The sequence below is a fragment of the Sphingomonas endophytica genome (assembly GCF_014199415.1).
Taxonomy (GTDB): Bacteria; Pseudomonadota; Alphaproteobacteria; order Sphingomonadales; family Sphingomonadaceae; genus Sphingomonas; species Sphingomonas endophytica.
On sequence record NZ_JACIJN010000006.1, the window covers coordinates 62,112 to 78,308 of the forward strand.

The window sequence follows — 16,197 nt, forward strand, 5'->3', positions numbered from 1 at the left end:
GCCTCGGTCTGCAAAATCGGATTCACGGTGTCTCTTCCCCCAATGACGCGAGGCGCCGGAACGTATCGACCCAGGCGGCGGGTTGACGACGCGGGCGCCCGTCGGGGCCGACCAGCGCCGCGGTCACCGTGGCGTCCGCCAGCATTTCCGCCCCGCGCCTGACTGTCTGATGAATGACGACGCTGGCCGCGCGGATGCTGGTCACGCGGCTTTCGATCAGCAGCGCATCGTCCAGCCTTGCGGGCGCGCGATATTTGATCGCCAGATCGGTGATGGCGTATGCGCCGCCGCCGCTTTCGAAGGTGGCGCGCTGGTCGATCCCGCCGACGCGCAGCATGTCCGACCGCGCGCGCTCCAGATAGCGCAGGTAATTGGCGTGATAGACCACGCCCGACAGGTCGGTATCCTCGAAATAGACGCGCAGCGCGAAGAGGTGGCTGTTCCCCTCGAAACGTCCCTGCGCGGGTTGATCCACCGCCGTCATGGCAGGGCTGTTAACCGATGGGGCGGGCGCGGGGAAGCGGTAATGGCCTCCGGTTGATGTGGGTCGGGGTGTCGCCCCTTTCGTCATTCCCGCGCGAGCGGGAATCCAGACGCGCAGGTCTTCGCAAGGGTCGCAACGTCAGAGGTTCTGGATTCCCGCCTGCGCGGGAATGACCGAGTTAGCCGAGAAGCCCTGCCATCTCCGCCTCGCCCCGCGCCCACGCCAGCCCGCTTTCCGCCAGCCATGCCGGATCGTGGTACGTACAGCCGTAGCGGTCGCCCCCGTCGCACAGCAACGTCACGATGCTCCCGCGCTCGCCGCGCGCCGCCATCTCGCGGATCAGCTGCGCGCACGCCCACAGGTTGGTCCCCGTCGACCCGCCGACGCGCCGCCCTAGCACCTGCCCCAGCGCGCGCATCGCACCCAGGCTGTCACCGTCCTCGACCGGGATCATGCGGTCGATCACGCCCGGCACGAAGCTCGGCTCGACGCGCGGCCGCCCGATCCCCTCGATCCGCGACGCGCAGCCCTCGGGCAGCGCCACCGCCGCGCGATCCGCATAATGGCGATGAAAGATCGAATTGACCGGATCGGCGACGCACAATTGCGTCGCGTAACGGCGATAGCGGATGAAGCGCCCGATCGTCGCCGAGGTGCCGCCGGTCCCTGCGCCGCAGACGATCCACGCCGGCACCGGATGCTCCTCCTCCGCCATCTGCGCGAAGATGCTCTCGGCGATATTGTTGTTGCCGCGCCAGTCGGTGGCGCGCTCGGCATAAGTGAACTGGTCGAGATAATGCCCGCCGGTCTCGCGCGCGAGCCGCTGCGCGACATCATAGACGGTGCGCGGATCGTCGACCGCGTGGATCTCGCCGCCATGGAAGCGGATCGCATCGAGCTTGGGCGCGGCGGTGGCCGCGGGGACGACCGCGATGAAGCGCAGGCCCAGCATCTTCGCGAAATAGGCCTCGCTGACCGCGGTCGACCCCGACGACGCCTCGATCACGCACGTGTCCGGTCCAATCCACTCGTTGCACAGCGCGTAGAGGAACAGCGAGCGCGCCAGCCGGTGCTTGAGGCTGCCGGTCGGGTGGCTGCTCTCGTCCTTCAGGTACAGCTGGATGCCGTCGTGATGCGGCAGGTCGACCTGGATCAGATGCGTGTCGGCGCTGCGGTTGTAATCCGCCTCGATCCGGCGGACCGCCTCCGCCAGCCACGCGCGCGTCATTCCGCGGCGACGAAGCTGTTGATCGCGCGATCCTTGCGCACCCTGGTCCCGTCGAAGATCGTCCCGTTCATCGCGATCCACACCCCCGGTGCCGCAACCTGCGCGGTGGCGAAGGCCATGCCGAGATTGAAGCTGGCGTCGCTCTCCGCGAACCGCGCCGGGGCGAGCGCGCCGACCAGCACAATCGTCTTGTCGGTCCGGCCCGCCAGCACCTTTGCGGTATCGGTCATCGTATCGGTGCCGTGCGTGATGACGATCCGTCGCTCCGGCGCGTCCGCCACCGCCTGCGCGATTGCCGCGCGATCATCGTCGGTAAGCTCCAGACTGTCCTTGCGCAGCAGCTCCTGCACGCGGAACGGCAGCGCGACGCGCGCGGTCTTCAGCAGCCGGTCCACGACGCTGTCGCCGATCTGATATTCGCTGAGCGCGTCGAAATAGAGCTTGTCGATCGTCCCGCCGGTGGTGAGGATCAGCACGCTCACTGCGCATCCTCCAGCAGGCCGTGGCGGACCAGCATCGCGACCGGATCGGCGTCACGCCCGCGGAACGCGCGGAAGCTCTCCGCCGCCGGGCGCGTTGCGCCGCGGGACAATACTTCCTCGCGCAGCGCGGTGCCGGTGGCGCGATCGACCAGCCCGTTCTCGGCAAACCGACCGAACCCGTCGGCGGCGAGCACCTCGGCCCACAGATAGCTGTAATAGCCCGAGGCATAGCCGCCCGCGAAGATATGGCTGAACGCGTGCGGGAAGCGATGCCACTCGGGCGGACGCAACACCGACACTTCGTCGCGCACCGCCTCGATCACCTCCATCGGGTCGCTGCCCATCGTGCCGAGGTGGAGCAGCAGGTCGAACAGCGCGAATTCGAGCTGGCGGACGATGAACATCCCCGACTGGAAGCGCCGCGCCGCGACCATCCGGTCGAACAGGTCGGCCGGCAGCGGCGCGCCGCTTTCGTAATGCCCCGACATCGCGGTCAGCACCGCGCGGTCCCAGGCGAAATCCTCCATCAGCTGGCTGGGCAGCTCGACCGCGTCCCATTCGAACCCGCTCGTCCCCGCGATCGACGGCCGGTCGACGCGCGTGAACAGATGGTGGAGGCAATGGCCGGTTTCGTGGAGCAGCGTCACGACATCGCTGTGGCTGAGCAGCGACGGCTGCCCCTCGCCCTTCGGCGCGAAATTGCAGACCAGATAGGCGACCGGCACCCGCACGTTGTTGCCGTCACGCAACCGCGGCCGCGCCTGCGCCATCCACGCGCCGCCGCGCTTGCCGGGGCGCGCGTGGAGGTCGAGATACAGGCCCGCGAACACCTCGCCGCTGTCGTCGGCGACGTCGTAGTAATGCGCGTCGGGGTGATAGAGGGGCACGTCGTCGCGCCGCGTGAGCCGCAGCCCGAACAACTGCCCGAGCAACGTCTGCCAACCGGCGGTGACGCGCTCAACCGGGAAGTAGCCGCGCACCTCCTGCTCATCGACCGCATAGTGCGCCTGCCGCAGCCGGTTGGCGGCGAACCCCGCATCCCACGGCTGAAGGTCGGCGATCCCCAGCTCCTCCGCCGCGAACGCCCGCAATGCATCGAGGTCGCGCTGCGCCGCCGGCTTCGCACGCTGGCCGAGGTCGCGCAGGAAGGCGAGCACTTCGCCCGCGTTCGGCGCCATCTTGGTTTCCAGCGACAAGGCGACCGGATCGGTGAAGCCGAGCAACGCCGCCGCCTTGCGCCGAAGTTCGAGGATGCGCGCGATCCGCGGGCCGTTGTCGTGCGTGCCGGCGTTCGGCCCCTGATCCGAGGCGCGCGTACCGTAAGCACGGTACACGTCGGCGCGCAGGTCACGATCCTCGGCGAAGGTCAGCACCGCATTGACGCTCGGCTGCTGGAGCGTGACCAGCCAGCCGTCCAGCCCCTTGGCCTGCGCCGCGGCGGCGAACATCGCCTTGTCCGGCGCGGAGATCCCCGCCAGCCGCGCCTCGTCGGAGATGTGGCAGGTCCAGGCGTCCGTCGCGTCGAGCACCGCGCTGCCGAACTCGGTCGACAGCGCCGACAATTCCACCGACACCGCCGCGAACCGCTCGCGCTCCGCATCGTCCAGCGCGACACCCGCGAGCCGGAAGTCGCGGATCGCATGTTCCACCGCGACGCGATCGGCCTGCGGCAATTCGGCGAAGCCCGGCGACGCCTCCAACGCGGTCAGCACGTCGTACAGGTCGCGGTTCTGCGCCACCGCCATGAAATGCTGGACAAGTTTTTCTTGGCCCGCAGCGTGCGCGGCGCGCAGCTCGGGCGTGTCCGCCACCCCACGCAGGTGCGACACCGCCGACCAGAGCGCGTCCACCCCCGCCTCGGCGCGTTCAAGCGGCAGCCACGCCTGTTCGAAGGTCGTCGGCCGGTCGCGCGTGACGATCTCGACCGCCTCGGCATGGCGCGCGATCGCGGCGTCGAGCGCCGGCGCGATCGCCTCCGGCGTCAGGGCGGCGAAATCGGGGAGGACGAGCGGGTCGAGCAGCGTATCGGTCATGCGCGCCGATGTAGCGATCCGCTGGCGGAAGGGGAACCACCGACACCGTCGTCCCTGCGCAGGCAGGGACCCATGTCTGTCTCGTGCGTCGGCGCGGCTGACACAGTGACGACGACCGTGTGTCAGGCGTGTCGCAACATTCGACAGACATAGGCTCCTGCCTGCGCAGGAGCGACGGCTGGCTCTCAATCCTCGCTGATCAGGCTGTTGCGCCCGGTGTCGCGCATCCGCAGGTAGACCAGCAGCGAGATGCCGATCATCACCGTGACATACCAGTAGAAGCCCTGCTCCCACCCATGACTTTTGAAGCTGAGCGCGACATATTCGGCGGTCCCGCCGAACAGCGTATTGGCCAAGGCGTACGGGAGGGCGACGCCCAAAGCGCGGATGTGTGCGGGGAACAGCTCCGCCTTCACCACCGCGTTGATCGACGTATAGCCGGTGACGATGATCAGCGACGCCATCACCAGCAGCCCGGCGGTGACTGGATTGCGCGTCGCTTCCAGCGCCGAGAAGATCGGATAGGTGAACAGCACCCCCGCGATGCCGAACGCAACCATCAGCGGCTTGCGCCCGATCCGGTCCGACAGTCCGCCCGCGACCGGCTGGAGCAGCATGAAGACGAACAGCGTGACCGCGTTGATCTGCGTCGCGACTTCCTTGGAGAAGCCCGAGGTGTTGACCAGGAACTTCTGCATGTAAATCGAATAGGCGTAGAAGGCGAGCGTGCCCCCGGCGGTCAGCAGCATCACCAAAGCGGTTTCGCGCGGATGGTTCTTCAGCAGCGCGACGAAGCCGGACTTGGGCGCCGCGTTGGCATGGGCGTTCTTGAAGCTCTGCGTCTCGGCCAGCCCGCGGCGCAGGTAGAAGACGACGATCGCGAGGAACGCACCGACTACGAACGGAATGCGCCAGCCCCATGCCTCCAGCTCGGTCTTGGGCATCACCGATTGCAGGATCAGCAGCACCATGATCGCGAGCAATTGCCCGGAGATCAGCGTGACATACTGGAACGCCGAGAAGAACCCGCGCCGCTCCTTGCCCGCCATCTCCGAGAGATAGGTCGCGCTCGCGCCATATTCGCCGCCGACCGACAGCCCCTGCATCAGCCGCGCGAGCACCAGCAGCGCCGGCGCGGCGATCCCGATCGTCTCATAACCCGGCGTACAGGCGATGATGAGCGATCCCGCGCACATCAGCGTCACCGACAGCGTCAGCCCGGCCTTGCGCCCCTTGCGATCGGCATAGATGCCCATGATCCACGCGCCGATCGGCCGCATGACGAAGCCGACCGCGAACACCGCGGCGGCGCTCAGCAATTGCGCGGTCTGGTCGCCCGACGGGAAGAAATGCGGCGCGAAATACAGCGTGAACGCCGAATAGACGTACCAATCGAACCATTCGACCAGGTTGCCGGTCGATCCTCCGATAATGGATTTCAGTCGATTGTCGGTCGTCGGCGTTTCCGCCATCGCGTCTCTCCTTGTTGTGTCAGAAGCGGAAGCTGGCCCAGCCCGCCAGGAAGTCAGAGTTCCGGTAGCCGGCATTGGCCAGCGCATCCTTGACCATCAGATGCTCGTAGCGCCCGGTCAGCGAAATGCGCGGGGTCAGCGCCCACACCGCCTGCAGGCGGATCAGGTCGGCGATATGCTTGCCGGCGACATTCTGCGTATTGGCGAACGCCGCCCCCGAAGCGCGATAGACCGCTTCATTCTCGTTCGGGCGATAGGCCATCGTATATTCGCCGGTGACGCGCAGATTCTTGACCGGCTGCACCGTGATGTTGGGCGAGATCGCCAAGAGGTTGGTCGGGGTCAGGAATAGCTGGTAGCTGTAGTAGATGTTGTTGCCGTACAGCCCGCTGGCGGTGCGCAGGTCACCCTGCCCGCTCACCCCGCCGCCGCCGCTGCCATAATCGACATGGACGCCGACGCGCGGTGCGGTCGCCGACTTTCCGACTTTCCACGTCTGCGCGAGGAACGCCTGCCATGCGTCGATCTTGCGGTCGTTGAAGTCGCCGCCCTGATGGTTGACCGTCCAGTCGATCGTCGCGCGATCCACGTCGCCGTACAGGTGCAGGCCGTAGAACATCCGCTCCTCGCGCCCGGTCTGGCGGCCCCAGGCCGCGGCGCGGGTGCGCAGCCGCCAGATGAACGGATCGAAGAACAGCTTGGAGGTGCCGAGGAAGTCGCTCGGGATCGCATAGCCGAACGTCACGCCGCTGAACCGCCGCGACCCGTCGGTACGATCGTCGCCCAGCCCCTCGCGCCCGTAATTGACGTAGCGCAGGTCGAACAGGTCGGCGCGGACGCGCTTGCCGCGCACATAGCCGCGCACGCCGTCCAGCACGAAGTGCAGCGTCGGGTCGTCGCGGACCGAGGTCAGCAGGTTCGGACCGTCCGAGAACTCCTGCCGCCCGCCGCGCACGCCGACCTCGGCGCCGCCGATCCGGCCCTTCACCTCGCCGAACCCCTGTTGCAGCGTCAGCTGGTTGGTGATGTTCGCCGCCGGGGTGCCGATGTTGACCCCGCTCACCCCGGCATGCGCCAGCTCGCCGTAGAAGCGGACATGCTCGCCCAGATGCAGATCGGCGCCGGCATAGACGCGTGTCCGGTCCTGCCGCTGGGCCGGGCGGTCGCGCAGATCGGGGTTGGTGGTTTCCTGCACCCGGAAGCGGAACTCGCCCGACAGCGTCAGATAGACGTCGCCGTCGGTGGTCAGCGGCAGGAACTTTAGCCGGTCGAGCGGGTCGTCGCGCTTCGCCGGGTCGCGCATCGACCGCCAGTCCTCGGCCCAGCGCGACACGTTGTACTTGCCCGAGACGGTGCCCTCGCCGTTGCCGATCGCCGGATAGCCGACCACCGACGGCGTGGCGGGCGACTCCTTTGTGCCGGTGACCTGCGCCGTGGCAGCAGGATCGGCGAGCGCGGGAGTCGCGAGTAGCGCCGATGCGCCGATCAGCAGTCCACGGATGGCTGCCCCACGCGTCACCTTCGCCCGTGCGCCATTGAAATTGCTGTACATTCGGTCCTCTCTCGCCGTCTTTCCCGGCTTGCGCACAGCATGACGTGCGCAGGCGAAATCGCAAAAATCAGCGAGGCGGTATGCTAAAAACATGAAAACACTCGTAACTTTTCGGCAACCTTGCGACAGATCAGTGCACCGCTGGCGAAATCCCGCGTGACTTCCCTGCCGGCGTTGCAATATCCTGCACGTATGTCGTCCGCGCGTCTTTCCCTGCGGCTGACCGTGCCGGCGGTCGTGCTCGCGCTGACGCTCCTCTTCTATTTGCTCGTCGCGCCGTGGACCGCGGCGCGGGCGCGCGACGAGGCGCGGGCCACCGCGCTCGGCACCGCGCGCCAGCAGGCGCGGCTGCTCGACAGCGAGCTCAACAAATACCGGCTGCTGCCGATCGTGCTCAGCGAATACAGCGACCTGCGCGACGCACTGGCGGGCGGGACCGCGGCAGGGGCGGCGCAGCGGCTCGACCGCAAGCTCGCCCCGCTCGCGCAGCGGACCGGCGCGGCGGTGATCTACGCCATCGACGCGCGCGGCATGACCGTCGCCGCCTCGAACGCCGCGCAGCCGGACAGTTTCGTCGGCCACCTCTACCGCTTCCGCCCCTATTACCGGCTGGCGATGCGCAACGGCAGCGCCGAATATTTCGCGCTCGGCAATGTCAGCGGGCGGCCGGGACTGTTCCTCAGCCGCCGCATCGACGGTCCGCGCGGCCCGGCGGGCGTGGTGGTGGTGAAGGTCGAGTTCGACGCGGTGACGCGCGTCTGGGCCAACGATCCCGGCACCACCTTGCTGGTCGACGGGCGCGGCATCGTCCTCGCCACCACCGACCCGCGGGAGGCGCTGCGCACGCTGCGGCCGCTCTCGCCCGCCGCCCGCGCCGCGATCCGCGCCAGCGGGCAATTCGGTGCGCAGCCGCTGCCGCTCACCCATGTCCGTCCGGGCGGCGATCCGACCCGGCTCACCGTCGCGACCCCGCTCGACGTTCCCGGCTGGCAGTTGGTGCGGGTCGTGCCGATCGCGCGGGCGCTGCGCGAGGCGGCCGGCGTGGCGCGGCTGGCGACTGCGACCTTCGCGCTGGTGCTGACGCTGTTCGCGGCGCTGGTGCTGTGGCGCATCACCCGGCTGACCCGCGCCGCGGCGGTGCGCACGCAATTGCAGGCCGCCGTGACGGAGCGCACCGCCGCGCTGAGCGCCGAAATGGAGCGCCGCGCCGATGCCGACCAGCGCTTCCGCGCCGCGCGCGAGGAACTGGCGCAGGCCAATCGCCTCGCCTCGCTGGGTTCGATCACCGCCGGGCTGGCGCATGAGATCAACCAGCCGGTCGCGACGATCCGCACGCTCGCCGAGAATGCGCAGCACCATCTCGCCGCCGGGCGGAACGATCGGGTCGCCGCGACGCTGGACAGCGCGGTGGCGCTGACCGCGCGGATCGGCTCGATCACGCAGGAGATGCGCCGCTTCGCGCGGCGTGGCAGCGGGCGGATCGAGCCGGTCGCGCTCGACGCGGTGCTCGACGGCACCTTGCTGCTGGTCGGGGATCGGCTGCGCGGCGCGAACGTCGCGGTCGACTGGCCGACGCGCGGTCAGCCGGCGGTGATCGCCGGGCGGGTGCGGCTCGAGCAGGTGCTCGTCAACCTGCTCAACAATGCGGTCGATGCGGTGGCGGGGCGCGATGATCCGCGCATCGCTGTGCTGGTGGAGGAGCGTGAGACATGCGTGGACCTGATCGTGGCCGATAACGGCAGCGGGATCGACCCCGCGCTCGGCGAGGAGGTGTTCAGCCCGTTCGTCACCGGCAAGCCCGACGGGCTCGGGCTCGGGCTGGGGATCGCGCGCGACATCATGGCGCAGTTCGACGGCACGCTGCGGATCGTGCCGTCGCCGCTCGGCGGCGCGGCGTTCATGGCGTCGGTGAAACGCGCATGAGCGAGTCGCCCGCCACCGCCGCGCTGCGCGTGCTGTTGATCGACGATGACGACGGGCTGCGCACCGCGCTCGCCGACAGTTTCGCGATCGCCGGGATCGCGGTCGAGCCGTTCGCCGACGCGCGCGCCGCGCTGGCGCAGCTCGGCGTCGACTTTCCCGGCGTGGTGGTCAGCGACATCCGGATGCCGCGCATGGACGGCCATGCGCTCGCCGAGGCGGTCGCGGCGCGCGACTCCGAATTGCCGGTGATTTTGATGACCGGCCATGGCGACATCGCCACCGCGGTCGCCGCGCTCAAGAAAGGCGCGTGGGACTTCATCGCCAAGCCCTTCGCCGCCGACCATCTGATCGCCAGCGTCCGCCGCGCTTTGGAGGTGCGGCGGCTGGTGCTCGAAAACCGCCGGCTGCGCGTCGCCGCTGCCGAGGCCGAGACCCACTATCCGCTGATCGGCGAGACGCCGGTGATGGTGCGGCTGCGCGAGACGATCCGGCAATTGGCCGATGTCGATGTCGACGTGCTGATCGAGGGCGAGACCGGCACCGGCAAGGAACTGGTCGCGCTGCTGCTCCACCGCTGGAGCCACCGCCGCTCCCGGCAGTTCGTCGCGGTCGATTGCGCGGCGCTTCCCGATGCGATCGCCGACGAGGCGCTGTTCGGCACCCGCACGCAGGCCGGGCGGATCGCCGACGCCGATCGCGGGACGCTGTTCCTCGACGAGATCGACAGCATGTCCCCGGCCTTGCAGGGCAAGTTGCTGCGCGTCGTCGAGGAGCGCGAACTGCCGCAAGCAGGCGCGGCACCGCGGGTCGTCAACCTGCGCGTCGTCGCCGCCGCCAAGACCGACCTGTCCGCCGCCGCCGCAGAGGGCCGCTTCCGCGCCGATCTGCTCTACCGGCTGGAGACGGTGCGACTGCGCATCCCGCCGCTGCGCGAGCGTCGCGCCGACGTGCCGCTGCTGTTCGCCTGGTTTCTCGGCGAAGCCGCCGAACGCTTCGGACGCGAGCGGCCGATGATCGACGCCGCGGTCGAGGCGCGGCTGGTCAGCGACGACTGGGCGGGCAACGTCCGCGAGCTGCGCAACTTCGCCGCGCGTGTGGTGCTCGGCGTCGACGGCGGCGCGACGGAGGCCGCCGATCAGCTCCCGCTGTCGGAACGCGTCGACCGTTTTGAGGCGGCGGCGATCCGCGCCACATTGGAGCGCGTGCGCGGCGATGTCGGCGCGGCGGCGGCGGAGTTGCAGTTGCCCCGTCGCAGCCTGTACGACCGCATGCAGCGCCACGGCATCGAGCCCGCGGCCTTCCGCCCGACTGCCCGCCCGCCCGAGTGATGCGTATGATGTTCCGTTTTCTGGCCGTTCTGCTGGCGCTCGTCGCGCTGCCCGCCGCCGCCGCGCCGAGCCTGCTGGAGGTCGACCAGCGACTCGCGGCGATCGCGTGGCGGCTGACCACCGCCAATGCGCCCCTGTGCCGCGAGCAACAGCCGGTGATCGGCGCGACGCTCCACGCCGCCGACCAATATCCGACCGAGCTGCGCAGCGCCTTTGCCGCGCCGGTCGCGATCGAGCTGGTCGTGCCCGGCGCGCCCGCCGCACAGGCCGGGGTGCTCGCCAACGACGGCGTCGTCGCGATCGACGCGCAGCCGCTGCCACCGGCGACGACGGGCGACGCGATGACCAGTGCGACCCGCGACGCCGCGCAGGCGAGGATCGCGGCGCTGCCGGTCGCCGCACCGATCGCGCTGACCGTGCGGCGCGACGGTGCGGTCAAACAGGTGACGATCCAGCCGCATGCCGGCTGCCGCGTCGAGTTCGAGGTGCTGACCGGCGCCAAGCTCGGCGCGTCCTCCGACGGCCATGTCGTGCAGGTCGGCGGGGCGCTGTTCGAGCGCTTTGCCGACGACCAGATCGCGGTCGTCGTCGCGCACGAACTGGCGCATGCGATCCTTCGCCACCGCATCCGGCTGGAGGCGGCGGGGGTCAAATGGGGGCTGCTGGCCGAATTCGGCCGCAACGCGCGGCTGTTTCGCCAGACCGAGACCGAGGCCGATCTGCTCGGCGCCTACCTGCTCCGCAATGCCGGCTGGGACCCGCATCTCGCGGTACGTTTCTGGCGCGAATACGGCAGCAAGATCGACGGCGGCATGTTCCACAGCCGCACCCACCCGTCCGCCAAGGATCGCGCGGCGGCGATCGAACGCGAGCTGGCGACGATGCCGGCGAATGCGCCCTTGCCGTACCAGCCGCCGCTGTTGGCGCGAAGGGACGAAGGCCTCAACTAACCGTCGCGCCGGACTTGATCCGGGGCCTCGTCCCTTCTTCCTCGACCCGCGACAAGAAAGCGGGGCCCCGGATCAAGTCCGGGGCGACGATGAAGCCGTCATTGCGAGCGCAGCGAAGCAATGACGTGTGGCCCTCACGCCGCCGCGCGCAATTCCAGCCGGTCCCAGATCTCGACCAACGCGTCGGTCAGTTCGCGCATCATCGCCTCGCTATGCGCCGGCCCCGGCGTGAAGCGCAGCCGCTCGGCGCCGCGCGGCACGGTCGGGTAATTGATCGGCTGCACGTACACGCCATATTCGGCGAGCAGGATGTCGCTGATCTTCTTGGCCTTCACCGGGTCGCCGACCATCACCGGCACGATATGCGTCTCGCCCGCCATCACCGGCAGTCCCGCGTCGCGCAGCATCGCCTTCAGCGTCGCCGCCGCCGCCTGCTGCCCGTCGCGCTCGGCGCTCGACTGCTTGAGGTGCCGCACGCTCGCCAGCACGCCCGCGACCAGCACCGGCGACAGCGAGGTCGTGAAGATGAACCCCGGCGCATAGGAGCGGATCACGTCGACGATCGTGCGGTCGGCCGCGATATAGCCGCCCATCACCCCGAACGCCTTGCCCAGCGTCCCCTCGATGATCGTCAGCCGGTGCGCGACCCCGTCGCGCTCCGAGATACCGCCGCCGCGCGGGCCGTACATGCCGACCGCATGGACCTCGTCGAGATAGGTCAGCGCGTTATACTTGTCCGCCAGGTCGCAGATCGCCGCGATCGGCGCGATGTCGCCCTCCATCGAATAGACGCTCTCGAACGCGATCAGCTTCGGCGCGGCCGCATCGTCGGCGGCGAGCAGTTCCTCGAGATGCGCGAGGTCGTTGTGCCGGAACACGCGCTTCTCGCACCCCGAGTTGCGGATCCCCGCGATCATCGAGGCGTGGTTCAGCTCGTCGGAATAGATGATGCAGTTCGGCAGCACCTTGGCGAGCGTCGACAGCGTCGCCTCGTTCGAGACATAGCCGGAGGTGAACAGCAGCGCCGCCTGCTTGCCGTGCAGATCGGCCAGCTCGCCCTCGAGATCGACGTGATAATGCGTGTTGCCGCCGATGTTGCGCGTCCCGCCCGAGCCCGCGCCGACGTCGTGGAGCGCCTCCTCCATCGCCGCGATCACCTTGGGATGCTGGCCCATCGCGAGATAGTCGTTCGAGCACCAGACGGTGATCGGCTTCGGCCCGTTATGCCCGGCGAAGCACCGCGCATTGGGGAACATGCCCTTGTTGCGCAGGATGTCGATGAACACGCGATACCGGCCTTCGGCATGAAGCCGGTCGATCGCCTGAGTGAACACGCGCGAATAATCGACGCCGCGCGCTTCGATGCTCTCCGTCTTCATGGTGCCCGCGATTACTCCCTCCGACCGGCGATGGCCAGCGCAGAACCGCATTCTCTCTGATCGAAAAGGGTGGACAAATTGCCCCACCCCTTGCCCTCGTGCCTACAGCGCCTCGACCCCCGCGAACCCCAGACCTGCCGCCAGCCGCCGCTCGGCGTCGCTGAGGCGCGTGAACACCAGCACGTCGTCCGCCTGCGCCGGCCACGCCTGTCCCTCGGTGAGATGCACGATCCGCCGCGCGATCCCGGGCCCGCCATCGACGAACCGCACCCCGTCCGGCGCGACCGCCGCCAGCTCCGCCTCCAGCAACGGGAAGTGCGTGCAGGCATTGACGATCACGTCGATCGCCGCCCCGCGCGGCTGCGCGAACAGCCCGTCCAGCTCGCGCGCCAGCGCCGCCGGATCGGGCGGCGTCCCCGCCAGCTTCGCCTCCGCGATCTCGACCAGCGCCGCCGAGCCATGGCGCAGCACCGTGCAGTCGCTAGCGAACCGCGCCGCCAGATCGTCGACATACGGCTGGCGCACCGTCGCCGCCGTCCCCAGCACGCCGATCACCCGCGACCGGCTCATCGCCGCCGCCGGCTTGATCGCCGGCACCGTGCCGACCACGCCGACGTCGAGGGCGGCGCGCACCGCCGCCAGCGCGATCGTCGACGCGGTGTTGCACGCGATCACCACCAGCCGCGGTCGATAACGCTCGACCAGCCGCCCGAGCAGCGCCGGCACCCGCGCCGCGATCTCCGCCTCGCTGCGCGTGCCGTACGGGAAGCCGGCCGAATCGGCGGCGTAGACGATCGGCGCATCCGGCAGCAGCGCGCGCGTCGGCGCGACCACCGACAGCCCGCCGACGCCGGAATCGAAGAACAGGATCGGTGCGGTTTCAATCACACCGCCACTTAGTCCGTATCGATGATGCACGGCAACGCTGCCGGTGGCGTACCCGAAATGTTTCGGCTAAAGCTCGAGTTCGAGGGGAATCGAACACTGCCGACCGAGATCATCTGGATTGCGCCGGCCGCGGCCTTGCTGATCGGCTATCTGCTGGGGTCGATCCCGTTCGGCGTCGTGCTGACGCGGCTGACCGGTGCGGGCGACCTGCGCCAGATCGGCTCGGGCAATATCGGCGCCACCAACGTGCTGCGCACCGGGCGCAAGGGGCTGGCGGCGGCGACGTTGCTGCTCGATCTCGCCAAGGGGCTGGTGGCGGTGCTGCTGGTCGCGTGGCTGTGGCCCGGCGAACAACCGCTGGCGGCGGCCGGCGCGCTGATCGGCCATTGTTATCCCGTCTGGCTGCGCTTCCGCGGCGGCAAGGGCGTCGCGACGCTGATGGGCGTCGCGCTCGGGCTCGGCTGGCCGCTCGGGCTGGTGTTCGCGATCCTGTGGCTCGGGCTGCTCGCGGCGACGCGCGTTTCGTCGCTGGCCGGGATGGCAGCGGCGATCAGCACCCCGGTCACCGCCGCGATCCTCGGCGATTTCGATCTCGTGCCGCTGCTGCTCGCGCTCGCCGCGATCGTGCTGTGGAAGCACCGCGCCAATATCGCACGGCTGGTCGACGGTACCGAGCCGCGCGTCGGCGGCGCGAAGCCCGCACCGGCCGACGCCGATGCGGCGGGGACGCCGGTGGATGACGGCATCGGTGGATGACACGATCGCGCGGCTGCGGCTGATCCGCACGCCGTCGATCGGGCCGGTCAGCTATCGCCAGTTGCTCGCGCGCTTTGGCAGCGCGGCGGCGGCGCTCGATGCCTTGCCCGATCTCGCGCGGCGTGGCGGCGGCCGCGTGCCGCCCCCCCCGCCGCTTGCCGCGGTCGAACGCGAGCGGCAATTGGTCGAGCGGCTCGGCGCGCGGCTGCTGTTCCTCGGCGACCCCGATTATCCCGCCCTGCTCGCCGAGGTCGACAACGCCCCCGCGGTGCTGACCGTGCGCGGCGACCTGTCGCTGGTGCGGCGCACGGCAGTGGCGTTGGTCGGCGCGCGCAACGCTTCGGCCGCGGCGTGCCGCTTTGCGCGCGGGCTCGCGCAGGACCTCGCCGGCGAGGGGGCAAGCGTCGTCTCCGGGCTGGCGCGCGGGATCGACACCGCGGCGCACGAGGGCGCGGGCACGGCGACGATCGCGGTGATCGCGGGCGGGATCGACGTCGTCTATCCGCCGGAAAACGAAGCGCTGCAGCAGCGAATCGCCACCGAGGCGCTGCTGATCGCCGAAATGCCGCCCGGCACCGAGCCGCGCGCACGCCACTTCCCACACCGCAACCGCATCATCGCCGGACTGGCGCTGGGGACGGTGGTGGTCGAGGCCGCGCCGCAATCGGGGTCGCTCATCACGGCGCGGCTGGCGGGCGAACAAGGTCGCGAGGTGATGGCGGTGCCGGGCCATCCGTCCGATCCGCGCGCGCAGGGCTGCAACGCATTGATCCGCGATGGCGCGACGCTGATCCAGAACGCCGCCGATGTGCTCGAACAGCTCCGCCCGATCGACGCCCGCGCCGCGGTTCGCGCGCATACGCCGGCATGGGGCGCTCCCCCGCCCGAGGACGCCAGCGATATGGACCGCGCCCGCATCGATTCGCTGCTCGGCCCGGTCCCGGTCGCGGTCGACGAACTGGTCCGCCAGTCCGGCTGCGCCCCGGCGGTGGTGCAGATGGTGCTGCTGGAACTCGAACTCGCGGGCCGACTCGAACGCCACGCGGGCGGACGGGTGAGTCTGCCGTGCCGCTAGAGAGGCTTGCCGACCGCTCCGCCCCGCAGCGTTCCACAGCGTCCGCTTTGATCGGTTTCGCCGCAAAAGGAGAGCGACGACAGCGCCTTCGTCGCCCATGCGATGTCGTCCGCGGCCGGTACCCGCCGCATCGCTGCCTGCACCATCGTGATCGAGCGATCCCCCTGCACGGCGCGCGCGAACATCGTCTCCGCCTTGCCGGTCTGCGGGTTGCGGGGGCAATCGACCCGAATCGTCGCACCGTCACGTCCGTCCAGAGGTGTCGCTTCGATCGGCGAGGACGTTGCTCCAGCGCAGGCGCCTTCCATCCCGTTCGCGAGCATCCGCAAAACGCCCGTCGGCGTGAGTCCCATCCGCCACGGCAAGGTCTGCACGGTCAACATCCGGGTCCAGCTCTGGACGTTCTCTCCGCGCGGGACGAATTCGCGCATGGTTGGGTCGCGCGGGTTGATCCACCCCAATACCATTCCAGCGTTGGCCGTCGGCGCAAGAAATTCGCCCTGCCATTCCGTGCTGCTTGCCTGCGACATCGCGACACTGCCTGTCATCAGCGCGACGGCCGCCACTATCCTGAACATGTTCCCCCCTTGCCGAAGCGCTTGACGCTTCGTCGAACGCCAACCACCCTCGTGCGTACGTATGAGGCT

General features: G+C 69.5%; 14 protein-coding genes. 5 read left to right on the forward strand and 9 right to left on the reverse strand.

Features of this window, described 5'->3' with window-relative positions; all coding sequences use genetic code 11:
* Positions 1 to 22: 22 nt before the first annotated feature.
* From ybgC to FHS97_RS10145, 6 genes are all read right to left on the reverse strand, one after another.
* Entirely contained in the window at positions 23 to 484 is a 462-nt protein-coding gene (gene ybgC, locus FHS97_RS10120) for a tol-pal system-associated acyl-CoA thioesterase (RefSeq protein WP_184036698.1), read from the reverse strand.
* Positions 485 to 662: 178 nt separating this feature from the next.
* Complete coding sequence (locus FHS97_RS10125; RefSeq protein ID WP_184036701.1) at positions 663 to 1,712, reverse strand: PLP-dependent cysteine synthase family protein; 1,050 nt, start codon at positions 1,710 to 1,712, stop codon at positions 663 to 665.
* Positions 1,709 to 2,194: an asparaginase domain-containing protein gene (locus FHS97_RS10130; RefSeq protein WP_184036704.1), complete on the reverse strand. Its 486-nt coding sequence runs from the start codon at positions 2,192 to 2,194 to the stop codon at positions 1,709 to 1,711. The genes FHS97_RS10125 and FHS97_RS10130 overlap by 4 nt, the downstream gene beginning before the upstream one ends.
* Positions 2,191 to 4,227 (reverse strand): M3 family metallopeptidase, encoded by a 2,037-nt coding sequence (locus FHS97_RS10135; RefSeq protein WP_184036707.1) that lies wholly within the window; start codon positions 4,225 to 4,227, stop codon positions 2,191 to 2,193. Before FHS97_RS10135 ends, FHS97_RS10130 begins: the two co-directional genes overlap by 4 nt.
* A 185-nt stretch (positions 4,228 to 4,412) precedes the next feature.
* On the reverse strand, positions 4,413 to 5,699 hold the full coding sequence (locus FHS97_RS10140; protein WP_184036710.1) for an MFS transporter: 1,287 nt from the start codon (positions 5,697 to 5,699) through the stop codon (positions 4,413 to 4,415).
* Between the two features lie 19 nt (positions 5,700 to 5,718).
* Positions 5,719 to 7,251 (reverse strand): alginate export family protein, encoded by a 1,533-nt coding sequence (locus tag FHS97_RS10145; protein ID WP_184036713.1) that lies wholly within the window; start codon positions 7,249 to 7,251, stop codon positions 5,719 to 5,721.
* 192 nt (positions 7,252 to 7,443) lie between these two features.
* Here FHS97_RS10145 and FHS97_RS10150 point away from each other — a divergent pair, with 192 nt between their 5' ends.
* From FHS97_RS10150 to FHS97_RS10160, 3 genes are read left to right on the forward strand one after another with little or no spacing between them, the layout of a single operon-like run.
* On the forward strand, positions 7,444 to 9,174 hold the full coding sequence (locus FHS97_RS10150; RefSeq protein WP_184036716.1) for a sensor histidine kinase: 1,731 nt from the start codon (positions 7,444 to 7,446) through the stop codon (positions 9,172 to 9,174).
* Positions 9,171 to 10,502 (forward strand): sigma-54-dependent transcriptional regulator, encoded by a 1,332-nt coding sequence (locus tag FHS97_RS10155; RefSeq protein ID WP_184036719.1) that lies wholly within the window; start codon positions 9,171 to 9,173, stop codon positions 10,500 to 10,502. Before FHS97_RS10150 ends, FHS97_RS10155 begins: the two co-directional genes overlap by 4 nt.
* A gap of 8 nt (positions 10,503 to 10,510) precedes the next feature.
* A complete protein-coding gene (locus tag FHS97_RS10160; RefSeq protein WP_184036722.1) occupies positions 10,511 to 11,452 on the forward strand; it encodes a M48 family metallopeptidase in 942 nt (313 codons plus the stop codon).
* A 134-nt stretch (positions 11,453 to 11,586) separates the two neighbouring features.
* Here FHS97_RS10160 and hemA read toward each other — a convergent pair whose 3' ends face one another.
* Both hemA and murI read right to left on the reverse strand, forming a co-directional pair.
* Positions 11,587 to 12,831: a 5-aminolevulinate synthase gene (gene hemA / locus FHS97_RS10165; RefSeq protein WP_184036725.1), complete on the reverse strand. Its 1,245-nt coding sequence runs from the start codon at positions 12,829 to 12,831 to the stop codon at positions 11,587 to 11,589.
* A 102-nt stretch (positions 12,832 to 12,933) separates the two neighbouring features.
* Positions 12,934 to 13,719: a glutamate racemase gene (gene murI / locus FHS97_RS10170; RefSeq protein ID WP_184036728.1), complete on the reverse strand. Its 786-nt coding sequence runs from the start codon at positions 13,717 to 13,719 to the stop codon at positions 12,934 to 12,936.
* Positions 13,720 to 13,776: 57 nt separating this feature from the next.
* Here murI and plsY point away from each other — a divergent pair, with 57 nt between their 5' ends.
* Both plsY and dprA read left to right on the forward strand, forming a co-directional pair.
* Positions 13,777 to 14,475 carry a glycerol-3-phosphate 1-O-acyltransferase PlsY gene (plsY, locus tag FHS97_RS10175; protein ID WP_184036731.1) on the forward strand — a complete coding sequence of 233 codons (699 nt, stop codon included), beginning with the start codon at positions 13,777 to 13,779 and terminating at the stop codon, positions 14,473 to 14,475.
* A complete protein-coding gene (dprA, locus tag FHS97_RS10180; protein ID WP_184036744.1) occupies positions 14,456 to 15,550 on the forward strand; it encodes a DNA-processing protein DprA in 1,095 nt (364 codons plus the stop codon). The genes plsY and dprA overlap by 20 nt, the downstream gene beginning before the upstream one ends.
* Here the strand turns inward: dprA and FHS97_RS10185 are convergent.
* The gene (locus tag FHS97_RS10185) at positions 15,547 to 16,128 is read right to left on the reverse strand and encodes a hypothetical protein (RefSeq protein ID WP_184036748.1); all 582 of its coding nucleotides are present in this window, start codon (positions 16,126 to 16,128) and stop codon (positions 15,547 to 15,549) included. The genes dprA and FHS97_RS10185 overlap by 4 nt on opposite strands.
* Between the last annotated feature and the right edge of the window lie 69 nt (positions 16,129 to 16,197).